The organism is Butyricicoccus porcorum (assembly GCF_002157465.1).
Lineage (GTDB): Bacteria > Bacillota > Clostridia > Oscillospirales > Butyricicoccaceae > Butyricicoccus_A > Butyricicoccus_A porcorum.
This window is the reverse complement of the sequence record NZ_NHOC01000005.1, coordinates 78,502-96,552: the sequence shown is the minus strand read 5'-3', so window position 1 is coordinate 96,552 and position 18,051 is coordinate 78,502. Positions and strand designations below refer to the sequence as shown.

Sequence of the window (18,051 nt, the reverse complement as noted above, 5' to 3'; positions counted from 1 at the left end):
GCAGGCCAGCGGTTTCACGGTGGCCTTTTTGTCGTGCCCTTTTGCAGTTACCTGCCGCCTGCAAAATTTTCTTTCGTCAAGTCCAATTTGGGCTTGACTTTTTATTTGCAGGCTCTCCATAATATGCGGCAGGACAGATTTCTTCCAGATTGTCCCGCAGCTGTGACATGTTTCGCTTCATCGCGGACAGCCGTACCTCATCGTGCAGCAGGGAAAGAATGTCGTGCGCGATGTCATCCGGCTGTATCCACAGCACGCGTCCAAGCTCCTCTCGTTCGATGTACTGCGCGTTGCGGATTTCCTGCATGAGGAATGGCTGGATGATATACAGCGGCGTGCCGCAGTGGATTGCTTCAAACGTCGTGATGCCGCCGGATTTTGTGAGTAACAGGTCGGCGCGGCGCATATAATCCGCGACGCGGTCGGTGTAGCCCACGACCGTGATGCCGGGATACTGGTCGCGCAGGCGCGTGTAAAGCACCTTGTTTTTGCCGGTGATGACAGTCAGATGGACACCTTCCACTTTGCTGAGCGCGGACAGAAATGCGTCAGACGATGGGAGCAGCCCCAGACCGCCACCCATCACCAGCAGCTCCGCTTGCCTGCCGGAAGTGCGCACAGCCTCAGATGGATGGAGGAAATCGCGCCGGACGGGAATGCCGCAAATATGGATGCAAGCGGTGGGCACACCTTTTTCCATCAGTTCCGCCTTTGTTTCCGCTGCGCCGACAAAATACGCGTCGGTGTGCGGGACAATCCATTCGTCCTGTGCGCCGATGTCGGTGATATAGGTGTAAAGCGGGATGTCCGCGCCGCGCAACTGCTTGTAGGCGGAGATGCACTGCGAGCAGATCGGGAGCGTAGAAACCACGATATCCGCATGATATTCCAGCAACAGACGGTCGATTTTTTGCGCGATGACTGCTTTCATCGGCAGGATGCCGCAGCGCCCGGCTGCGCGGTTCAGGAAATTATACATGGCGGAGCAATGGTTGACCATGTGCGCAAACGTGCGGTAAATCGCTCCACCGAGATGCGGGAACAGGTAGTCCACGAGATCGACAATCTGCACCTCCGCCTGCGGGTTGACCGTCAGAAGCTCCTGACGAACGGCTTCCGCTGCGCAGCAGTGCCCCATGCCAAAGCGGCCGGTTAAAATTAAAATGTGTTTCATCATTTTGTCAGACAGCCGCGGCTGCCTGACTCCCTCCCTTCGCTGTTTTGTATCAGGATACCGCACAATTCTTGCGGCAGCCCGCGCAAATATCTTACGAAATTCTGTCGAAGCGGTTGCGGCTTGGTTGCGAATCACTCTCTGCCCGATCTGATTGCAACGATACCAGACAGAGGTTAAGCGCACGGGAAAGGCCGCAGTAAAGAATTTGGAAAGATTGACTGAATTACTGTACTAAGATATTGATACAATAATACAACAATACACGAAGAAATGCAAGGGGAGTAAGAAAATTTTAAGAATCAGACAAAAAAGTTCCCGGCGGCAAATGCCGCCGGGAACGGGTATTTGATTGAATGAAATGAACGGGATTATTCGCCGCCGTACATCTTCTGGAGAGCCAGCAGGTGCTGATAGCGTGCAGCAGCTTCCTTCTCGGACTCTGCGAACAGCTCCTTGGCGCGCTCCGGGAAGGAACGGGTCAGAGCGGAGTAACGAGCCTCGCCCATCAGGAAGTTCTGATAGCCTTCCTTCGGCTCCTTGGAGTCGAGGATGAACGGGTTCTTGCCCTGTGCCTTCAGCTGCGGATCGAAGCGGAACATGTTCCAGTAACCGCAGTCAACAGCCTTCTTCATCTCGGACTGGCAGTTGGTCATGCCGCCCTTGATGGAGTGCATTTCACACGGAGCGTAGCCGATAACCAGAGACGGTCCCGGATATGCCTCAGCCTCAGCGATTGCCTTCAGGGTCTGCTGCATGTTTGCGCCCATCGCAACCTGAGCAACGTAAACGTAGCCGTAGGACATTGCGATTTCTGCGAGGGACTTCTTGGCGATTGCTTTACCGGCAGCTGCGAACTGAGCGACAGCACCGATGTTGGTAGCCTTGGAAGCCTGGCCGCCGGTGTTGGAGTAAACTTCGGTATCGAATACCATGACGTTGATATCCTGGCCGGAAGCGAGGACGTGATCCAGACCGCCAAAGCCGATATCGTAAGCCCAACCGTCGCCGCCGAAGATCCAGATGGACTTCTTGGACAGGTATTCCTTGTTTTCCAGAACGTCAGCCATCAGCGGGCAGCCGCAGGAAGCAGCCTTCTCGATCTCAGCGATCAGAGCCTTTGCCGGAGCCTCGTTGTCAGCGCCGTTGTCCTTGGTAGCCAGGAATGCGTCGATGGCAGCCTTCAGCTCAGCGGAGCAGCGCTCGTCAGCAGCGATCTGCTCAACGTCGGAGATCAGGCGGTCACGGATTGCCTTCTGGCCGTAGTACATGCCGAGACCGTGCTGTGCGTTGTCCTCGAACAGGGAGTTCGCCCATGCCGGACCGTGGCCTTCCTTGTTGACGGTGTACGGAGAAGTAGCAGCCGGGCCGCCCCAGATGGAGGAACAACCGGTCGCATTGGAGATATACATTCTGTCGCCGCAAACCTGGGTAATCAGGCGGGCATACGAGGTCTCTGCACAGCCTGCGCAGGAACCGGAGAACTCAAGCAGCGGCTGCTTGAACTGGGAGCCCTTGACCGTCTTGGTGTCTGCCATGTCGGCCTTCGGAGCAACCTTGGATACCATGTAATCCCAAACCTCTGCCTGAGCAGCTTCCTCATGCTGCGGAACCATGGTGATAGCCTTGGTCGGGCAGACGCCGACGCAGACAGCACAGCCCATGCAGTCGAGCGGGGAAACAGCCATCGTAAAGGTGTAAACGTCCTTGCCCTTACCAGCCTTGATCGGAGCGGTCTTGGCAGCAGCCGGAGCAGCAGCAGCCTCTTCGGCGGTCAGAGCGAACGGACGGATGGTAGCATGCGGGCAGACATATGCGCACTGGTTACACTGTACGCACTTCTCTGCATCCCAGGACGGAACGGTTACGGCTACGCCGCGCTTCTCGTAAGCGGAAGCACCGTGCTGGTAAGTACCGTCAACATAGTCGTTGAATGCGGATACCGGCAGGGAGTCGCCGTCCATGCGGCCAATCGGATCGAGCAGCTCGGTAACCATCTTGACGGTTGCCGGACGGCCTTCCGGAGCAGCAGCCGGAGCATCGTCCGGAGCGTCAGCCCAGTCAGCCGGTACGTCGATCTTGACGTAAGCGGTAGCGCCCAGCTCGATTGCCTTGTGGTTCATATCTACGATATCCTGGCCCTTCTTCAGGTAGGAATGGGTAGCAGCGTCCTTCATCAGCTGGATTGCGGTCTCTTCCGGCATTACCTTGGCCAGAGAGAAGAATGCGGACTGAAGGATGGTGTTGGTGCGCTTGCCCATGCCGATCTGGATTGCCAGGTCGATTGCGTTGATGGTGTACAGCTGGATGTTGTTCTTGGCGATGTAGCGCTTCGCCTCAGCCGGCATGTACTCGTTGAGCTCTTCCGGCGTCCACTGGCAGTTAATCAGGAATACGCCGCCCGGCTTAACGTCGTTGACCATCTTGTAGCCCTTGACAACGTAGGACGGGTTGTGGCATGCGACGAAGTCAGCCTTGTTGATGTAGTAAGGCGACTTGATCGGCTTTGCACCGAAGCGCAGGTGAGATACGGTTACGCCGCCGGTCTTCTTGGAGTCGTACTGGAAGTAAGCCTGTACGTAGTTGTCGGTGTTGTCGCCGATGATCTTGATGGAGTTCTTGTTCGCACCAACGGTACCGTCGCCGCCGAGACCCCAGAACTTGCACTCGATGGTGCCTTCTGCTGCGGTGTTCGGGGACGGCTTCTCGTCGAGGGACAGGTAGGTAACGTCGTCGGAGATGCCGATGGTGAACTGCTTCTTCGGCTCATCCTTTGCCAGCTCTTCGTATACTGCGAATACGCTGGACGGAGGCGTGTCCTTGGAGCCCAGGCCGTAGCGGCCGCCGGTGATGGTAGCAGAGATGCCTGCGTTTGCCAGAGCGGTGACAACGTCCTGATAGAGCGGCTCGCCCAGGGAGCCCGGCTCCTTGGTGCGGTCGAGGACTGCGATCTTCTTGGCAGTTGCCGGAATCGCCTCAATCAGCTTGTCCGCGCGGAACGGACGGAACAGGCGAACCTTGACGAGGCCGACCTTCTCTCCCTGTGCGGTGAGGTAATCGATAACTTCTTCTGCGACGTCGCAGATGGAGCCCATTGCGATGATAATGCGCTCAGCATCCGGTGCGCCGTAGTAGTTGAACAGCTTGTAGTCGGTGCCCAGCTTCTCGTTGACCTTGTCCATGTACTTCTCGACAATTGCCGGAACAGCCTCGTAGTACTTGTTGCAGGCCTCACGATGCTGGAAGAAAACGTCGCCGTTTTCGTGGGAGCCGCGCATAACCGGGCGCTCCGGGTTCAGCGCGCGCTTGCGGAATGCAGCAACCGCGTCCATGTCGACCATATCAGCCAGGTCGTCGTAATCCCAGACAGCGATCTTCTGGATCTCGTGGGAGGTGCGGAAGCCGTCGAAGAAGTTGATGAACGGAACACGGCTCTCGATGGTTGCGCAGTGAGCAACAGCGGAGAGGTCCATAACTTCCTGCGGGTTGGTTTCACACAGCATTGCAAAGCCGGTCTGACGACATGCCATGACGTCGGAGTGGTCGCCGAAGATGTTCAGCGCATGGGTTGCAACGGTACGTGCGGAAACATGGAAAACGCAGGGCAGCAGCTCGCCGGCGATCTTGTACATGTTCGGGATCATCAGCAGCAGGCCCTGGGATGCGGTGTAAGTGGTGGTCAGTGCACCGGCTGCCAGAGAGCCGTGTACAGTACCGGAGGCACCGGCCTCGGATTCCATCTCGACGACCTTAACTGTGGTGCCGAAGATGTTCTTTCTGCCGGCAGCAGCCCACTGGTCAACGTTGTCGGCCATCGGGCTGGACGGGGTGATCGGATAGATACCGGCTACTTCAGTAAACGCATAGGATACATGAGCAGCGGCGGTATTGCCGTCCATGGATTTCATTTTTCTTGCCATGATTCAATAGTTCCTCCTATATTTTTTTTTCTGCGAAACCGTAATGCGATCTTTGCTCGAAACCGCAGACGGTTGCTTTCGCTTCGGGACAATCAGGAGTGGGCTGACTGTGGCGAAACAGAAGGGGTCAGAGAGGGGGTTGCCGTTTGCAACGCCCTTCAACCTTGTCTATTTTAACAAAAAAAAATACGGCTGTAAACAGAAAACCGAAAGAATTTACGCAAATGACACAAAAAAACTTGGAAAAACTCAGAAAATATCATTCATTGTGCTGTGCTGGTAATATTATGATAAATTTGAACCAAATACAGGAAACCAGTGCAGGCAATGATTGCCATTCAGGTCGGAATGCGGTAAAATGGATGCAAATTGTACCGGAAAATTGGGAAAGAAAAGGAGCATCAGCGATGATTGCGACGGCATTTTCTGCGGGGATTTATGGCATAGAAGGATATCTGGTGACAGTAGAGTGCGGGGTTGCCAACGGTTTGCCGGCGTTTGATATCGTCGGACTGCCGGGTGCGGCGGTACGCGAAGCAAAGGAGCGTGTCACAACGGCGGCGCGCAGCATGGGGCTTGCGGTTCCGCCCTGCCGCAAAACAGTCAACCTTGCGCCCGCTGACCGAAAGAAAGAGGGAGCAGTATATGATCTGCCGGTGTTCCTTGGGCTGATGGCCGCACTCGGACAGATTGAGCCGCTGCCAGAGGACTGTGTGTTCATCGGGGAGATGAGCCTGAATGGGGCGCTGCGCCCGGTGCGCGGTGCGCTTTCGATGGCGATGGCGGTGCGTGATTCCGGCAAAACCTGCCTGTTTGTGCCGGAGGAAAATGCGGAAGAAGCCTCGCTTGCGGGTGCTCTGACCATCTATGCGGCAAAGCATACACAGGAGATTCTGGACCACCTGTCGGGGAAAAACCGCATGCAGCCCTACGACGGAAAGCCGGAGAAACCGGAGGAACACGCCGGTATGCCCGATTTCTCCGATGTCATGGGGCAGGAAAATGTCAAGCGCGCGATGGAAATCGCGGCGGCAGGCGGGCATAACATGTTGTTGTGCGGCACGCCCGGTTCGGGCAAGAGTATGATGGCAAAGCGCATCGGCACCATCCTGCCGCCGATGACGCCGGAGGAGAAGCTGGATGTCGTGCGCATCTATTCTGTCATCGGGGAAGGGGCAAAGGCGGCGCGCAGCGATCTGCGCCCGATCCGGTCGCCGCATCATACGACGAGCGCCGCAGGCATTGCAGGCGGCGGCATGGGGCTCCCCATGCCCGGTGAGCTCAGCCTCGCGCACAATGGCGTACTGTTTCTCGATGAGCTGCCGGAGTTCCGCAAGGATGCGCTGGAGGTACTGCGCCAGCCGCTGGAGGACGGGACAGTTTCCATCGTCCGCACTGCGGGGCGCGTGACCTATCCGGCAAAATTTATGCTGATTTGCGCGATGAACCCGTGCAAGTGCGGATGGTATGGGCATCCATCCGGGCGGTGCCGCTGTACGCCGCATGAGGTGCGTGAATACCGCAAAAAAATATCCGGCCCGCTGCTCGACCGCATTGATATTCAAATGGATGTGCGTCCGGTTCCGCTCAAAGATCTGTCTGAGCGCAAGCCTGCGGAGTGTTCGGCAGACATCCGTGCACGCGTTGTCGCGGCGCGGGAGCGCCAGCTGGCGCGCTATCGGGGAACCGGGGTTACATGCAATGCGGACATGCGCCCGGCACAGCTGGCAGAGTTTTGCCGACTGGATGAAGCCGGACAGAAGCTGATGGATGCGGCATTTGAACGGCTCGGCATGACGGCGCGCAGCTATGACCGCGTGCTGCGCCTGGCGCGCACCATTGCCGACCTCGCCGGGGAAGAGCACATCTCTGCTGCGCACATCGCGGAGGCGATTCAGTATCGGTTCCGGTGAGTGATGCCCTGAAGACAGGAAAATTTGAATGAGAGGAAAGAGACAAAATGATGAAAAAAGTCAAAATAACTGTGCTAAAAACAACATTTGACAAGGAATTGGCGGAGGAATACGGTGCAGTCGGACTGACTGCCTGCCCAATGATGAGAGCGGGACAGATATTTTATGCGGATTATGCAAAACCGGAAGGATTTTGTGACGAAGCATGGAAAGCGATTTACCAATATGTATTTGCCCTGGCACATGGAGCAGGAAACGATGTTTTTTATTATGGGGATTGGATCAGAAAACCCGGCGTTGCGATATGCAGCTGTAATGATGGATTAAGACCGGTTATCTTTAAACTCGAAGCTACGGAGAATATTTCAGAAATTGATTATACACCGGTTCGATAAGCTGTCCCGCAGGTATCCAAGAATATTTTGCAAAAAGGCCTTGACTCTGACGCTGCGTGCCTTCATCACAGAGCACTACTACACCTGCACGCCGGAAATACTGCGGTCGCTCGGTGAGATGTATGCCGCAGGCGGGAGCATGACGGAGAACATCGACCATGCGGGCGGAAAGGGGACGGCTTCCTTTGCCCGTCAGGCGATTGCAGCATATTGCCGCAGCCTGTGAGCAGACAATACGTACAGTATTACGTGTACTGGTTTCTACTTTGTGCAAAACTCTGTGGAAACTGTGGATAACAAAAGGCGCCGCACCTTTGGAACAAGGTGCGGCGCTGCCACGATATGACGTGGATTTATCTTCATCTATCATATAAAAACGGCGGGAGTTTTTTTGTCCTGTGCCGCTGTTTTGGGTAGAAAAAAACCACGCCTCTCTGCGTGGAAATCTCTGATGTTCTTACAAGTTGGTCTTACTTTTCGGAAACATGATGATCGTCACCGTAGATGAGGTCGTCAATATCGGGCTTGTCGGGCTGCGGCTGATAGTCGCGGATCTTCAGAATGCCTTCCATGGGTTCAGCGCTCCTTTCTTTGTTTATTTTGTACATTATACACCCGACGGATGCAAATGTAAAGGGTAATTTCGTGAAAAATATATAGGGATTTATGACAAAACGGGGCGAAAATTGGTGAAAGATTTGAATGGATACCCAGTTTTTCCGGGGCATAAAGAAACCCCGCACGGCCGATGTCGCCAGATTAGTAACCTGCACGAACTCTGCAGGTGGGTCCCCTATCCCGAATCGCTGTGCTTCCAACTTCCGCAGGGCGGGAGGCCTGCACTTGAAGGGGGAACAATACTTCGGGGTCCCGTAAACTAACTGTGGGTTAAAAAAAGGCGACTGTCGAACCGCGCAGGGCGCGTTGACAAAGATATCAGGAAGATCGGTCAGTCATCGTCGAATTCCGGCGCTTCGTACATGTCCTCCAGGCGATCCATAAAGAGGTTGTAGATACGCAGGTTTTCGTCGTCGTCATCGACGGTTGCGAGAAGCTCCTCGCCGTCCTCCTCGACGATCTTCAGGATAACGACTTCGGCCTCCTCCTCGAGACTCAGCTCGGCAGGGATGAAGGCCATATACATGGTGCCGCCGTCCTCCAGGGTGTCGATGTGCTCAAATTCTTTTTCGTTGCCTTCCTCATCGGTGAGGACGACAAAGTTGTTTTTGTACTCGTCGCTCATAGCGCAGCCTCCATTGGCGAACCGGCGGTTTGGTTATCTTGTATAAATATCATAGCGTATTTTGCCGCGCTTTTCAACAGGTAAGCGCAAAAAAATCACAGGAAAAATGATACTGCCGGTCTGGGATATTGGATAATCTTCCTGGCAGGATAGCACGCGGAACCCCGGTTTGTCAAGCAAAAAGCGGGCGAAACAGCGGAAAGACAAAAAATTGGTGCGAATCAAACTTTTCTGTTGACAGTGTGCCCGGAGTTTGCTATACTATACGGGCAAAAGAAAGAAGGGCTTCACCGTCCTCACCTCGCGCTCCGGCTGAGAGGTTCAGATGCTTTCTGCTGTTCGCATGTGCGGGGAGCAGCGTCGGACGGTGCCTTTCCGTCCGTTTTTTTATTGTTTTTACCGTTTGGAGGTGCTTAACAATTAGCAGTATGGAACACCAGATCAACGAGGAGATCCGCGACAGGGAAGTCAGATTGATTGACGCGGACGGCAACCAGGTTGGCATCGTACCGATTGCCAAGGCACAGGAGGCCGCATCGTCCAAAAATCTCGACCTCGTTAAAATCGCTCCGCAGGCCGTTCCGCCGGTTTGCCGCGTCATGGACTACGGCAAGTTCCGCTTTGAACAGGCGAAGCGCGAAAAGGAAGCGAAGAAAAACCAGCATGTCGTGGAGATCAAGGAAATCCGCCTGAGCCCCGGCATCGACGTGAATGATTTCAACGTAAAGGCCAACCATGCCAAGCGTTTCCTCAAGGATGGCAATAAAGTCAAGGTTTCCGTCCGCTTCCGCGGCCGTGAAGTGACGCATTCTTCCATCGGTCTGGATCTGCTGCACCGGTTCGCCGAAAACTGCTCGGAAATCGGCAGTATGGAGAAAGCCCCCAAGCTGGAGGGCCGCCAGATGATTATGTTCCTGGCCCCCAAAAAGGACAATCCGAAGAAGGACGCCAAGAAGGGCGGCCGCAAGGGAAAATCCGGCAAGCCGCAGCAGGCTCCCAAAACGGAAGAGTCCGATTCATAAATCACAGATCCGTGCCCGCACCGGGCGCGGCAACACCAGAGAGGAGAACCCAATATGCCTAAGATCAAGACTCACAGCGGCGCATCCAAGCGCTTTAAGATGACAAAGAATGGCAAGATCAAGCGCGCTCACGTTGGCCGCCGCCATATCCTGAACAAGAAGTCCACCAAGCGTCTGAGACACCTCAGAAAGGAAGGCTTCGCTGATTCCACCAACGTAGCACAGGTTAAGCGCCTGCTGCCGTACGACTGATTTTCAGGATTACAAACACTTACGATTTGAATTTGGAGGCATTGTTTTAACATGGCAAGAGTTAAGGGCGCAATGATGACGCGCAAGAGAAGAAAGAAGATTCTGAAGCTTTCCAAGGGCTACTTCGGTGCGAAGTCCAAGCTGTTCCGCACGGCGAACGAAGCCGTTATGAAGTCCCTGCGTTATGCATACATCGGCCGCAAGCAGAAGAAGCGTGATTTCCGCAGACTGTGGATCACCCGCATCTCCGCTGCTGCTCAGGCAAACGGCATCAACTACAGCCGCTTCATGAACGGCCTGAAGAAGGCTGGCATCGACATCAACCGCAAGATGCTCGCTGACCTGGCTGTCAACGATCAGGCTGCTTTCGCAGGCCTCGTTGAGAAGGCAAAGGCTGCCCTGTAATTTCAGGATTACACGAAAAGCAATCCCCGTTCCGATCGGAACGGGGATTTTTTACTGCTTCTTCAGGACGTCCAGAATGCCGGACTGCTGCACCCACTTGCCGTGGATGGTCAGGTAGCCGGACACCTTCGGGTGGAAGCCGGACTTTTTTACCTTGTCCGCGATGTTCTGGTAAGACGACAGCGGCAGCTTGACCTGTTCGGTCTGGCTCGCCTGTAAAAAAATCATGTCGCCCTCAACCGCGTCGAACCGCAGGGAGGTGACTGAACGCTCCGGATGCTGGCGTCTGACCTGTGTCAGCACGACTATGCGGTACAGCTCGAACGCCATGTCGTCCAGTCCGGCATCCAAAATACGGATGCGTTCGACAAAGGACAACAGCGTGTGTTCCAGACGCATCTGGTAGCCGGGCAGCAGCGGCGTCACGGCGGGCTGGTTGCGGTCGGCCTGCAACGAAACCGCGAATTTTTTCTGCCGATCCTGATACAGGCAATTATAGGCGATCATCATGCGGTTGCCGCAGTGTGGGCATGTGTGATGAAACAGGTCTCCGGTCATGACATGTTTTCGGATAGCGGGATCATCGTTCGGACTGATGTTGGTCCACTTTGTCATGGTAAATGCCTGCCGGCAGGCAGGACAGGTAAAGGATATGGTATGACGGTTGGACATGGCAGTTCACTCCCCTCGCCAATGGGAACCATCGAGTAAGCTGTTAATATCTGTATTGTAACATACTTTTCGGGAAAAAACAGGTGAAATCGGAGGAAAAGTGCGGATTTTTCTCAAAAAATATGCTATAATGCAGTCATTGGTGTTACATTTGGGAGGCGAATCGTGAATACTTTGACATTGGTGCATAAATACCTCGAACAGTTTATCCGACCCGGAGATTTTATCATAGATGCCACGGCGGGCAACGGACGGGATACGGCATTCCTCTGTGGGCTGACCGGCAAAACAGGCAGGGTGCTGGCATTTGATATCCAGCCGCAGGCAGTCGAGAATACAACAAAGCGATTGGTTGAGAGCGGCTGGGATGAAGTCGGCAGCGCCGTGCTGGACAGCCATGCGAATATGGCGCAGTATGCCGAACCGGGCAGCGTGGACTGCATCGTTTTCAATCTCGGCTGGCTGCCGGGCGGCGACCACAGCATTTTCACCCATGCGGACAGCACGATTGTTGCGATTGAAGCGGGGCTGGAGCTGCTGCGCGACGGCGGGCTGATGTGTGTCAGCATTTATTACGGCGGTGCAAGCGGCTATGAGGAGCGCGATGCGCTGCTGGAATATGTGAAGACGATTGACCCGGAGCGGTACACCGTGCTGACGGTACAGTTTTCCAACCGAGCAGGTGATCCACCGATCCCGGTGTTTATTACAAAAGCGACATGAGGTGACTTGAGATGGATGAAGCGAATAATCTGACGATGGAGGAATACTGCCGGCTGTTTGAACATGTCACACTGGCGGAATATGACAATCTGTTTCTCAACGCGGATCTGCGGCACGACCTCGGGCTGAACAGCGACCAGACGCGGCGGCTTGCAGTCGAGTATCTGTGTGCGGCGCTGTATCTGCTGGACGATCTGATGCCGGACAGCCGCCTGCCGGAGTCTGTGCACAGCAGGGTTGCGCCGCAGGTGCGCGCACAGGTGTTCCGCAGTATCCTGCCGAAGACAGCGGCGGAGGGGACGGAAGCGCCATATATTCTGTATTCGCTCAAGCGTGCGGCGGCTTTTGGACAGTTTTATGCACGCGGGGATGAGACACTCCGCCAGCTGGTGGAAGACTGTCTGGATCAGGCGCAGCTGACCGACCCGGCATCGCGCATGCCGCAGGCGCTGTATCTGATGAATTTGCTGTCCGGTGTTCTCCAGCTGTACTGTGACCTCGCATCCGGCGTGCAGCTGGAAAGTGAGGAACCGGTGCGCTTGCGCATTGTCCTGCCGGAGGCAGGAAAAGAAAACTGAATGAATCGGTTTGAATTTGACACGGTGCATCCGATTTTGCGATGCTCCGTGTCTGTCTATTCTGCACAAAACAGATATTAGCAAAGGCTAACAAATGCGCGAATATTACGAAAATATTGATCCGGCGGGAACAACTTCAAAAAATGGTTGACAAAGCCGGAGAAAGAATGTATGATACGAGTTGGTTAGCGAACGCTAATTGCGAGATAATCTGACATAGTGTTAGGATACACTAACAAATAGAACGCATAAGGGAGGCGGAGTCATGATGCCATTGACACTCGCGTCTGTCGGCGAAGAGAATATCATCAAAAAGGTAGGCGGAAGGCCGGACGTCAAAAAGCACTTGGAAAATTTGGGCTTTGTCGCAGGCGGAAGCGTGACAGTCATCACGATGATGGGCGGCAACGTCATTGTGAATGTAAAGGAAGCGCGTGTCGCCATCAGCAAGGAAATGGCACAGAAAATCATGATCTGACGGCTTTGGGCAGAGAAAGGAGCATCGTATGAATACGTTGAAGCAGGCAAAGGTTGCTGACACCGTCACCGTGGTCAAGCTGCACGGCGAAGGCGCAGTCAAGCGCCGCATCATGGATATGGGCATCACAAAGGGCGTTGAGGTACATGTGCGCAAGGTCGCACCGCTCGGCGATCCGATTGAAGTGACGGTTCGCGGCTATGAGCTGTCCCTTCGCAGGGCGGATGCCGAGATGATTGAGGTAAAATAACAGATCGTTTTCAGACGATCTTTATTTTTTGACGGATGATTAGCTTTCGCTAATCTCTTGCAGAAAGGAATGAACCTATGGAATTGAGAATCGCCTTAGCCGGCAACCCGAACTGTGGCAAAACCACGCTGTTCAATGCGCTGACCGGTTCCAACCAGTACGTCGGCAACTGGCCGGGCGTTACGGTTGAGAAAAAAGAGGGCAAATTAAAGAAACATGCGGATATTACCATCACCGACCTTCCGGGTATTTATTCGCTGTCTCCGTACACGTTGGAAGAAGTCGTTGCGAGAAATTACCTGATCGGTGAGCGTCCGGATGCCATTTTGAATATTGTCGACGGCACGAATCTGGAGCGAAATCTCTACCTCACTACGCAGTTGACCGAGCTGGGCATTCCGGTCGTTGTTGCGGTCAACATGATGGATGTCGTGCAGAAAAACGGTGATAAGATCAACATTGCGGAGCTGTCCCGTGAGCTGGGCTGCAAGGTAGTTGAGATCTCCGCACTGAAGGGCACCGGTATTCTGGAGGCAGCAGAGGCTGCCATTGATGTGGCGAAAAACGGAAAGACAGTTCCGATGCATACTTTCTCCGGTGCGGTCGAGCACGCGATTGCCCATATCGAAGAGGCTGCCGTGCATGAGATGCCGGAGGAGCAGCAGCGCTGGTATGCGATCAAGATTTTTGAGCGCGACGATAAGGTACTGGAACAGATGAATATTGCAGCCGATGTCCTCGCGCATATCGAGGCGGACATCAAAGCTGCGGAAGATGAGTGTGACGACGATGCGGAGAGCATCATCACCAACGAGAGATACATTTACATTGCATCGCTTATGAAGGGATGCTACAAAAAGGCAAGAACCGGTCAGCTGTCCACCTCGGACAAGATTGACCGCATTGTGACCAACCGCATTCTGGCGCTGCCGATTTTTGCGGTTATCATGTGGGCGGTTTACACCATTTCCATCGGCACCATCGGTGACTGGACAGTTGGATTTATGAACGATACGTTGTTCGGCGAATGGATTGTGCCGGGTGTGACATCCGGTCTGAAAGCCATTGGCTGTGCGGACTGGCTGACCAGCCTGGTAGCGGACGGCATTGTCGGCGGCGTCGGTGCGGTTCTGGGCTTTGTACCGCAGATGCTGATTCTGTTCCTGCTGCTGTCTATTCTGGAGGACTGCGGTTATATGTCCCGCGTCGCCTTCATCATGGACCGTATCTTCCGCAAGTTTGGCCTGTCCGGCAAGAGCTTTATCCCGATGCTGGTTGCATCCGGCTGCGGCGTGCCGGGTGTCATGGCATCCCGTACCATTGAGCAGGATCGTGACCGTAAGATGACTATTATGACCACCTGCTTTATCCCGTGCGGCGCGAAGATGCCGATTGTCGGTCTGATTTCCGGTGCGGTATTTGGCGGCAGTGCATGGGTTGCGACTGCGGCATATTTCATCGGTGTCGCTGCGGTCATCGTCTCCGGTATCATTCTGAAAAAGACAAAGGCGTTCGCGGGCGACCCGGCTCCGTTTGTCATGGAGCTTCCGGCTTATCATGCGCCGGTGGCCTCCAATGTTCTGCGTGCGACCTGGGAGCGCGGCTGGAGCTTTATCAAGCGTGCCGGCACGGTCATTGTTGCAGCGAGCATTATCATCTGGGTACTCAACAGCCTGACCTTTGAAGGCGGGTTTCACTATATCGGCGACGGCGATGAAATGTCTATTCTGAATGTCATCGGTGAGGGTCTTGCCGTTCTGTTTGTCCCGCTGGGCTTCGGCGAATGGCAGGCAGCAGTTGCCACCATCCTTGGACTGGTTGCAAAGGAAGAGGTTGTCGGCGTATTCGGCTCCCTGTCCTCCATGGCGAATGCAGATCTGGCGATGGAACTGGTCGAAGAGGGCAATTCTGCGGCACTGACGGTCATCGGACAGGAGTTCTTTGGCGGCAGCGGTCTGGCAGCCTTCTCGTTCATGATCTTTAATCTTCTGTGTGCACCGTGCTTTGCGGCAATGGGTGCAATCAAGCGTGAGATGAACAACGCAAAGTGGACCTGTGCGGCAATCGGTTATATGTGTGCGTTTGCTTATGCGGTTTCGCTGGTTGTCTATCAGCTGGGCACACTGTTCACCGGCGGCGGTTTCTCCATCTGGACGGCGGCGGCAATCGTTGTCCTGATCGGCATGCTGTACCTGCTGTTCCGCAGAAATAAGTACAACGACAATGTGCTGGCAGTTCATGCGTCTGCGGCACAGAATTAAAGAAGGGTTTTTTCTATGAATCTTGCAACATTTCTTGTTGCCGCGCTGGTCGCGGCGGTATTCCTTGCCATTGTTATTTCGGGAATACGAAAGAGAAAAAACGGCGGGAGCTCCTGCTCCTGCGGCGGTTCCTGCGGGGGCTGCGGAATGGCAGATGCCTGCCATTCCAATACCAATCACGTGCATAAGTAAAATTTGAATACTGTAATGATTTCAAAAAAGAATCGGTGCGGAACAATCTCCGCACCGATTCTTTTTTATGGAGCTGTCAGAGGCTGAAGCATCCGTTGAGCAACATCACAGTATATGCTCTGGACGTATCACACAAAAAGCACAAAAAATCCTTGCTAAATTTGGGTAAAAATGATACAATAATCAACGGGATGTGTGATAACTGGGCGCGACGGAACCGCGTGCCGGATGGCTGAGCTGTTCGGCGGTGCGCGGAGGCGTGTGCGCGCGCGTGAGCGTGTCCTCGTCACGGCGGCACGCTTCCAGACGGTAAATGCGGAAGCCTTCGCTTGAGAATTTTTCCTCATATTCCGTCATGATGTTATCGAAATCACTGTTGTGCAGGTCGAGACAGATGTTCTGAATCAGCCAGCCGTAGCCGCACATTTCCTCCAGCGTGAATTCAAACAGGTGCTGGTTGTCTGTTTTAAAATGAACCTGACCGTATTTGGACAGCACGCAGTCGTACAGCGCGAGAAAATTGGAATGTGTCAGGCGGCGTTTGCGCTGGCGGTTCGGCGGCCACGGGTCGGAGAAATTCAGATAGATGCGGTCGATTTCGCCGTCTGCGAAAATTTCCGTCAGACCGGCTGCGTCGAAGTCGAGAAAACGCAGGTTGGGCAGTTCGAGCGCCATAGCCTTTTCGGTTGCCATGACCAGTGCGCCCTGTTCACGTTCGATGGCGAGATAATTCACCTCAGGATTGCGGCGGGCGGTCTCGACGATAAAGCGGCCTTTGCCGCAGCCGATTTCCAGATGCAATGGGTTATCGTTGCCGAAGATGGCGCGCCAGCTGCCTTTGTGGGCCTCCGGGTCGGAGATCAGGACGGCGGCGCAGTTCGCCAGACGGGTGTCCAGATTTTTCTTTTTGCGCATGCGCATGGGGATACTCTCCTCTTTTTGTTCAGAAATTTTTGATTTTATGTTGAAAAATAACGGTGTATCTGTCATGATTATAGCGGAAACGCCGTGTAAATGCAATTCGTTTGCAAATAAATAATTAGAATTGGGTGTTACAATGTTTCAGCGTTCCAGCGGCGTAGTGCTGCATATTTCTTCTTTACCGTCTCCGTATGGCATCGGCACAATGGGTGAAGATGCGTATCGATTCGTCGATTTTCTGCACGACGCAGGACAGACCTATTGGCAGGTTCTGCCGCTCGGTCAGACCGGCTTCGGCGACAGCCCGTATCAGTGCTTCTCGGCAGCGGCGGGCAATCCGTACTTCATCGACCTCGACACGCTGGCGGAGATGGGCCTGCTGAACGAGCAGGATCTGCGCGATGCGGACGCGGAGACCACGCCGGATGCAGTGGATTTTGCTGCGCTGGCAGAAACACGCTTTGTTGTTCTGCGCCGTGCGTTTGACCGCGCGACACCGGAGCTGCTCGGCAAGATGGCGGCATTCCGCTGGGACAACCGCGACTGGGTGGAAGATTATGCGATGTTTATGTCGCTCAAGAATCATTTCGACCACAAGGCACTGTGGGACTGGGATGACGAGGCGATCAAGCATCGGGAACCCGAAGCCATGCGGAAGTATTCCTTTGAACTCAAGCATGAGATTGATTTTTATGTGTTCATGCAGTATCTGTTCTTCGACCAGTGGATGAAGCTGCATGCCTATGCCAATGAAAAGGGCATTCAGATTATCGGTGATATTCCGATTTATGTTTCTCCGGACAGCTGTGACGTATGGGCGCACCCGGAGATGTTCAAGCTGTCTGACAGCCTGAAGCCAAATGGTGTTGCAGGTGTTCCGCCGGATTATTATTCCGCAACCGGCCAGCTCTGGGGCAATCCGACCTACAACTGGAAGGTGATCGAACAGGATGGCTTCAAATGGTGGATCTGGCGTGTACGCCGCAATCTGGCGCTGTTTGATGTCACCCGCATTGACCATTTCCGTGGGTTCCAGGCTTACTGGGAAGTGCCGGCGGGTGAGGAAACTGCAATCAACGGCAAATGGATCAAGGGCCCGCGCATGAAGCTGTTCAAGGCAATCCGCAATGCACTTGGCGATGTGCCGATTATTGCGGAGGATTTGGGCGACATTGACGACGATGTGCGCAAGTTCCTCAAAAAGTCCGGTTATCCGGGCATGCGTGTCATGATTTTCGGCATGCGTGCGAATGAAACCAATGACCATATTCCATTCAACTGGCCGAAAAACTGCGTAGGATATACATCTACGCATGACTCAGAGACAATTTGTGAGCAGATCAATGACAAGTGCACAGAAGCAGACCGAAAATTTGCATATGAATATCTGCGCACCTCTGACCGTGAGCCGCTCGGCTGGAGTGCAATCCGCACAGCATTTGCGTCGCAGGCGGACATTGCGATGACAACCATGCAGGATGTGCTGTCGCTCGGCGCGGATGCGCGCATGAATACACCGTCCACATTGGGCGGAAACTGGAGCTGGCGTGTGCGCCGTGAGGCCATCAACCCGGATGTATCCGGATTCCTGCGCCGTGCGGCATTCGGTGGAAAGCGGCTCAATCCCCGTACCTGAAAAGAAGGAATTTATT

General features: G+C 54.3%; 19 protein-coding genes and 1 other RNA gene. 14 read left to right on the top strand and 6 right to left on the bottom strand.

Translation table 11 applies throughout. The annotated features are described in order from the left end of the window. Positions 1-76: 76 nt before the first annotated feature. Together CBW42_RS06300 and nifJ are read right to left on the bottom strand one after the other, a co-directional pair. Complete coding sequence (locus CBW42_RS06300; RefSeq protein WP_087018859.1) at positions 77-1,177, bottom strand: MGDG synthase family glycosyltransferase; 1,101 nt, start codon at positions 1,175-1,177, stop codon at positions 77-79. 368 nt (positions 1,178-1,545) lie between these two features. After that, positions 1,546-5,094: a pyruvate:ferredoxin (flavodoxin) oxidoreductase gene (nifJ, locus tag CBW42_RS06295; RefSeq protein ID WP_087018857.1), complete on the bottom strand. Its 3,549-nt coding sequence runs from the start codon at positions 5,092-5,094 to the stop codon at positions 1,546-1,548. Positions 5,095-5,203: 109 nt separating this feature from the next. Here nifJ and CBW42_RS14645 point away from each other — a divergent pair, with 109 nt between their 5' ends. The 4 genes from CBW42_RS14645 to CBW42_RS06280 all read left to right on the top strand — a co-directional run bounded on the left by CBW42_RS14645 (position 5,204) and on the right by CBW42_RS06280 (position 7,628). After that, positions 5,204-5,377, top strand: coding sequence for a hypothetical protein (locus CBW42_RS14645; protein ID WP_165761086.1), 174 nt, complete (start codon positions 5,204-5,206; stop codon positions 5,375-5,377). Positions 5,378-5,501: 124 nt separating this feature from the next. Further along, positions 5,502-7,007 carry a YifB family Mg chelatase-like AAA ATPase gene (locus CBW42_RS06290; RefSeq protein WP_087018855.1) on the top strand — a complete coding sequence of 502 codons (1,506 nt, stop codon included), beginning with the start codon at positions 5,502-5,504 and terminating at the stop codon, positions 7,005-7,007. Between the two features lie 50 nt (positions 7,008-7,057). Continuing rightward, a complete protein-coding gene (locus tag CBW42_RS06285) occupies positions 7,058-7,402 on the top strand; it encodes a TIGR04076 family protein (protein ID WP_087019759.1) in 345 nt (114 codons plus the stop codon). Positions 7,403-7,442: 40 nt separating this feature from the next. Continuing rightward, on the top strand, positions 7,443-7,628 hold the full coding sequence (locus CBW42_RS06280) for a TipAS antibiotic-recognition domain-containing protein (protein WP_407922954.1): 186 nt from the start codon (positions 7,443-7,445) through the stop codon (positions 7,626-7,628). Between the two features lie 504 nt (positions 7,629-8,132). Here CBW42_RS06280 and ssrS read toward each other — a convergent pair. Both ssrS and CBW42_RS06270 read right to left on the bottom strand, forming a co-directional pair. Then, positions 8,133-8,326, bottom strand: a non-coding RNA gene (gene ssrS, locus CBW42_RS06275) — 6S RNA. Positions 8,327-8,351: 25 nt separating this feature from the next. Then, positions 8,352-8,645 carry a DUF1292 domain-containing protein gene (locus tag CBW42_RS06270; protein ID WP_087018851.1) on the bottom strand — a complete coding sequence of 98 codons (294 nt, stop codon included), beginning with the start codon at positions 8,643-8,645 and terminating at the stop codon, positions 8,352-8,354. Between the two features lie 428 nt (positions 8,646-9,073). Here CBW42_RS06270 and infC point away from each other — a divergent pair, with 428 nt between their 5' ends. From infC to rplT, 3 genes are read left to right on the top strand one after another with little or no spacing between them, the layout of a single operon-like run. After that, on the top strand, positions 9,074-9,667 hold the full coding sequence (infC, locus tag CBW42_RS06265) for a translation initiation factor IF-3 (RefSeq protein ID WP_087018849.1): 594 nt from the start codon (positions 9,074-9,076) through the stop codon (positions 9,665-9,667). Between the two features lie 54 nt (positions 9,668-9,721). After that, a complete protein-coding gene (rpmI, locus tag CBW42_RS06260; RefSeq protein ID WP_087018848.1) occupies positions 9,722-9,919 on the top strand; it encodes a 50S ribosomal protein L35 in 198 nt (65 codons plus the stop codon). Positions 9,920-9,970: 51 nt separating this feature from the next. Then, positions 9,971-10,324 (top strand): 50S ribosomal protein L20, encoded by a 354-nt coding sequence (gene rplT / locus CBW42_RS06255; RefSeq protein WP_087018846.1) that lies wholly within the window; start codon positions 9,971-9,973, stop codon positions 10,322-10,324. A 51-nt stretch (positions 10,325-10,375) separates the two neighbouring features. On the opposite strand, the gene CBW42_RS06250 is transcribed toward rplT, so the two are convergent. Next, positions 10,376-10,996 carry a CpXC domain-containing protein gene (locus tag CBW42_RS06250; RefSeq protein ID WP_087018844.1) on the bottom strand — a complete coding sequence of 207 codons (621 nt, stop codon included), beginning with the start codon at positions 10,994-10,996 and terminating at the stop codon, positions 10,376-10,378. A 165-nt stretch (positions 10,997-11,161) separates the two neighbouring features. Here CBW42_RS06250 and CBW42_RS06245 point away from each other — a divergent pair, with 165 nt between their 5' ends. From CBW42_RS06245 to CBW42_RS06220, 6 genes are all read left to right on the top strand, one after another. Then, on the top strand, positions 11,162-11,719 hold the full coding sequence (locus tag CBW42_RS06245) for a class I SAM-dependent methyltransferase (RefSeq protein ID WP_242969814.1): 558 nt from the start codon (positions 11,162-11,164) through the stop codon (positions 11,717-11,719). A gap of 11 nt (positions 11,720-11,730) precedes the next feature. Continuing rightward, positions 11,731-12,297, top strand: a complete 567-nt coding sequence (locus CBW42_RS06240) for a hypothetical protein (protein ID WP_087018840.1) — start codon at positions 11,731-11,733, stop codon at positions 12,295-12,297. Positions 12,298-12,562: 265 nt separating this feature from the next. Beyond that, entirely contained in the window at positions 12,563-12,775 is a 213-nt protein-coding gene (locus CBW42_RS06235) for a FeoA family protein (RefSeq protein WP_087018838.1), read from the top strand. A 28-nt stretch (positions 12,776-12,803) separates the two neighbouring features. Continuing rightward, a complete protein-coding gene (locus CBW42_RS06230; protein WP_087018836.1) occupies positions 12,804-13,025 on the top strand; it encodes a FeoA family protein in 222 nt (73 codons plus the stop codon). Between the two features lie 77 nt (positions 13,026-13,102). Then, positions 13,103-15,286 carry a ferrous iron transport protein B gene (gene feoB / locus CBW42_RS06225; RefSeq protein WP_087018834.1) on the top strand — a complete coding sequence of 728 codons (2,184 nt, stop codon included), beginning with the start codon at positions 13,103-13,105 and terminating at the stop codon, positions 15,284-15,286. A gap of 15 nt (positions 15,287-15,301) precedes the next feature. After that, on the top strand, positions 15,302-15,478 hold the full coding sequence (locus tag CBW42_RS06220; RefSeq protein WP_087018832.1) for a FeoB-associated Cys-rich membrane protein: 177 nt from the start codon (positions 15,302-15,304) through the stop codon (positions 15,476-15,478). A 183-nt stretch (positions 15,479-15,661) separates the two neighbouring features. Here CBW42_RS06220 and trmB read toward each other — a convergent pair whose 3' ends face one another. Further along, the gene (gene trmB / locus CBW42_RS06215; protein WP_087018830.1) at positions 15,662-16,399 is read right to left on the bottom strand and encodes a tRNA (guanosine(46)-N7)-methyltransferase TrmB; all 738 of its coding nucleotides are present in this window, start codon (positions 16,397-16,399) and stop codon (positions 15,662-15,664) included. A gap of 136 nt (positions 16,400-16,535) precedes the next feature. Between trmB and malQ the strand changes: the two genes are divergently transcribed. Then, complete coding sequence (malQ, locus tag CBW42_RS06210) at positions 16,536-18,035, top strand: 4-alpha-glucanotransferase (protein WP_087018827.1); 1,500 nt, start codon at positions 16,536-16,538, stop codon at positions 18,033-18,035. Positions 18,036-18,051: the final 16 nt, after the last annotated feature.

Coding starts and splice junctions, on each gene's coding strand:
- CBW42_RS06300 (WP_087018859.1), bottom strand. CDS start 1,177: ATGATGAAACACATTTTAATTTTAACCGGCCGCTTTGGCATGGGGCAC.
- nifJ (WP_087018857.1), bottom strand. CDS start 5,094: ATGGCAAGAAAAATGAAATCCATGGACGGCAATACCGCCGCTGCTCAT.
- CBW42_RS06290 (WP_087018855.1), top strand. CDS start 5,502: ATGATTGCGACGGCATTTTCTGCGGGGATTTATGGCATAGAAGGATAT.
- CBW42_RS06285 (WP_087019759.1), top strand. CDS start 7,058: ATGAAAAAAGTCAAAATAACTGTGCTAAAAACAACATTTGACAAGGAA.
- CBW42_RS06270 (WP_087018851.1), bottom strand. CDS start 8,645: ATGAGCGACGAGTACAAAAACAACTTTGTCGTCCTCACCGATGAGGAA.
- infC (WP_087018849.1), top strand. CDS start 9,074: ATGGAACACCAGATCAACGAGGAGATCCGCGACAGGGAAGTCAGATTG.
- rpmI (WP_087018848.1), top strand. CDS start 9,722: ATGCCTAAGATCAAGACTCACAGCGGCGCATCCAAGCGCTTTAAGATG.
- rplT (WP_087018846.1), top strand. CDS start 9,971: ATGGCAAGAGTTAAGGGCGCAATGATGACGCGCAAGAGAAGAAAGAAG.
- CBW42_RS06250 (WP_087018844.1), bottom strand. CDS start 10,996: ATGTCCAACCGTCATACCATATCCTTTACCTGTCCTGCCTGCCGGCAG.
- CBW42_RS06240 (WP_087018840.1), top strand. CDS start 11,731: ATGGATGAAGCGAATAATCTGACGATGGAGGAATACTGCCGGCTGTTT.
- CBW42_RS06235 (WP_087018838.1), top strand. CDS start 12,563: ATGATGCCATTGACACTCGCGTCTGTCGGCGAAGAGAATATCATCAAA.
- CBW42_RS06230 (WP_087018836.1), top strand. CDS start 12,804: ATGAATACGTTGAAGCAGGCAAAGGTTGCTGACACCGTCACCGTGGTC.
- feoB (WP_087018834.1), top strand. CDS start 13,103: ATGGAATTGAGAATCGCCTTAGCCGGCAACCCGAACTGTGGCAAAACC.
- CBW42_RS06220 (WP_087018832.1), top strand. CDS start 15,302: ATGAATCTTGCAACATTTCTTGTTGCCGCGCTGGTCGCGGCGGTATTC.
- trmB (WP_087018830.1), bottom strand. CDS start 16,399: ATGCGCATGCGCAAAAAGAAAAATCTGGACACCCGTCTGGCGAACTGC.
- malQ (WP_087018827.1), top strand. CDS start 16,536: ATGTTTCAGCGTTCCAGCGGCGTAGTGCTGCATATTTCTTCTTTACCG.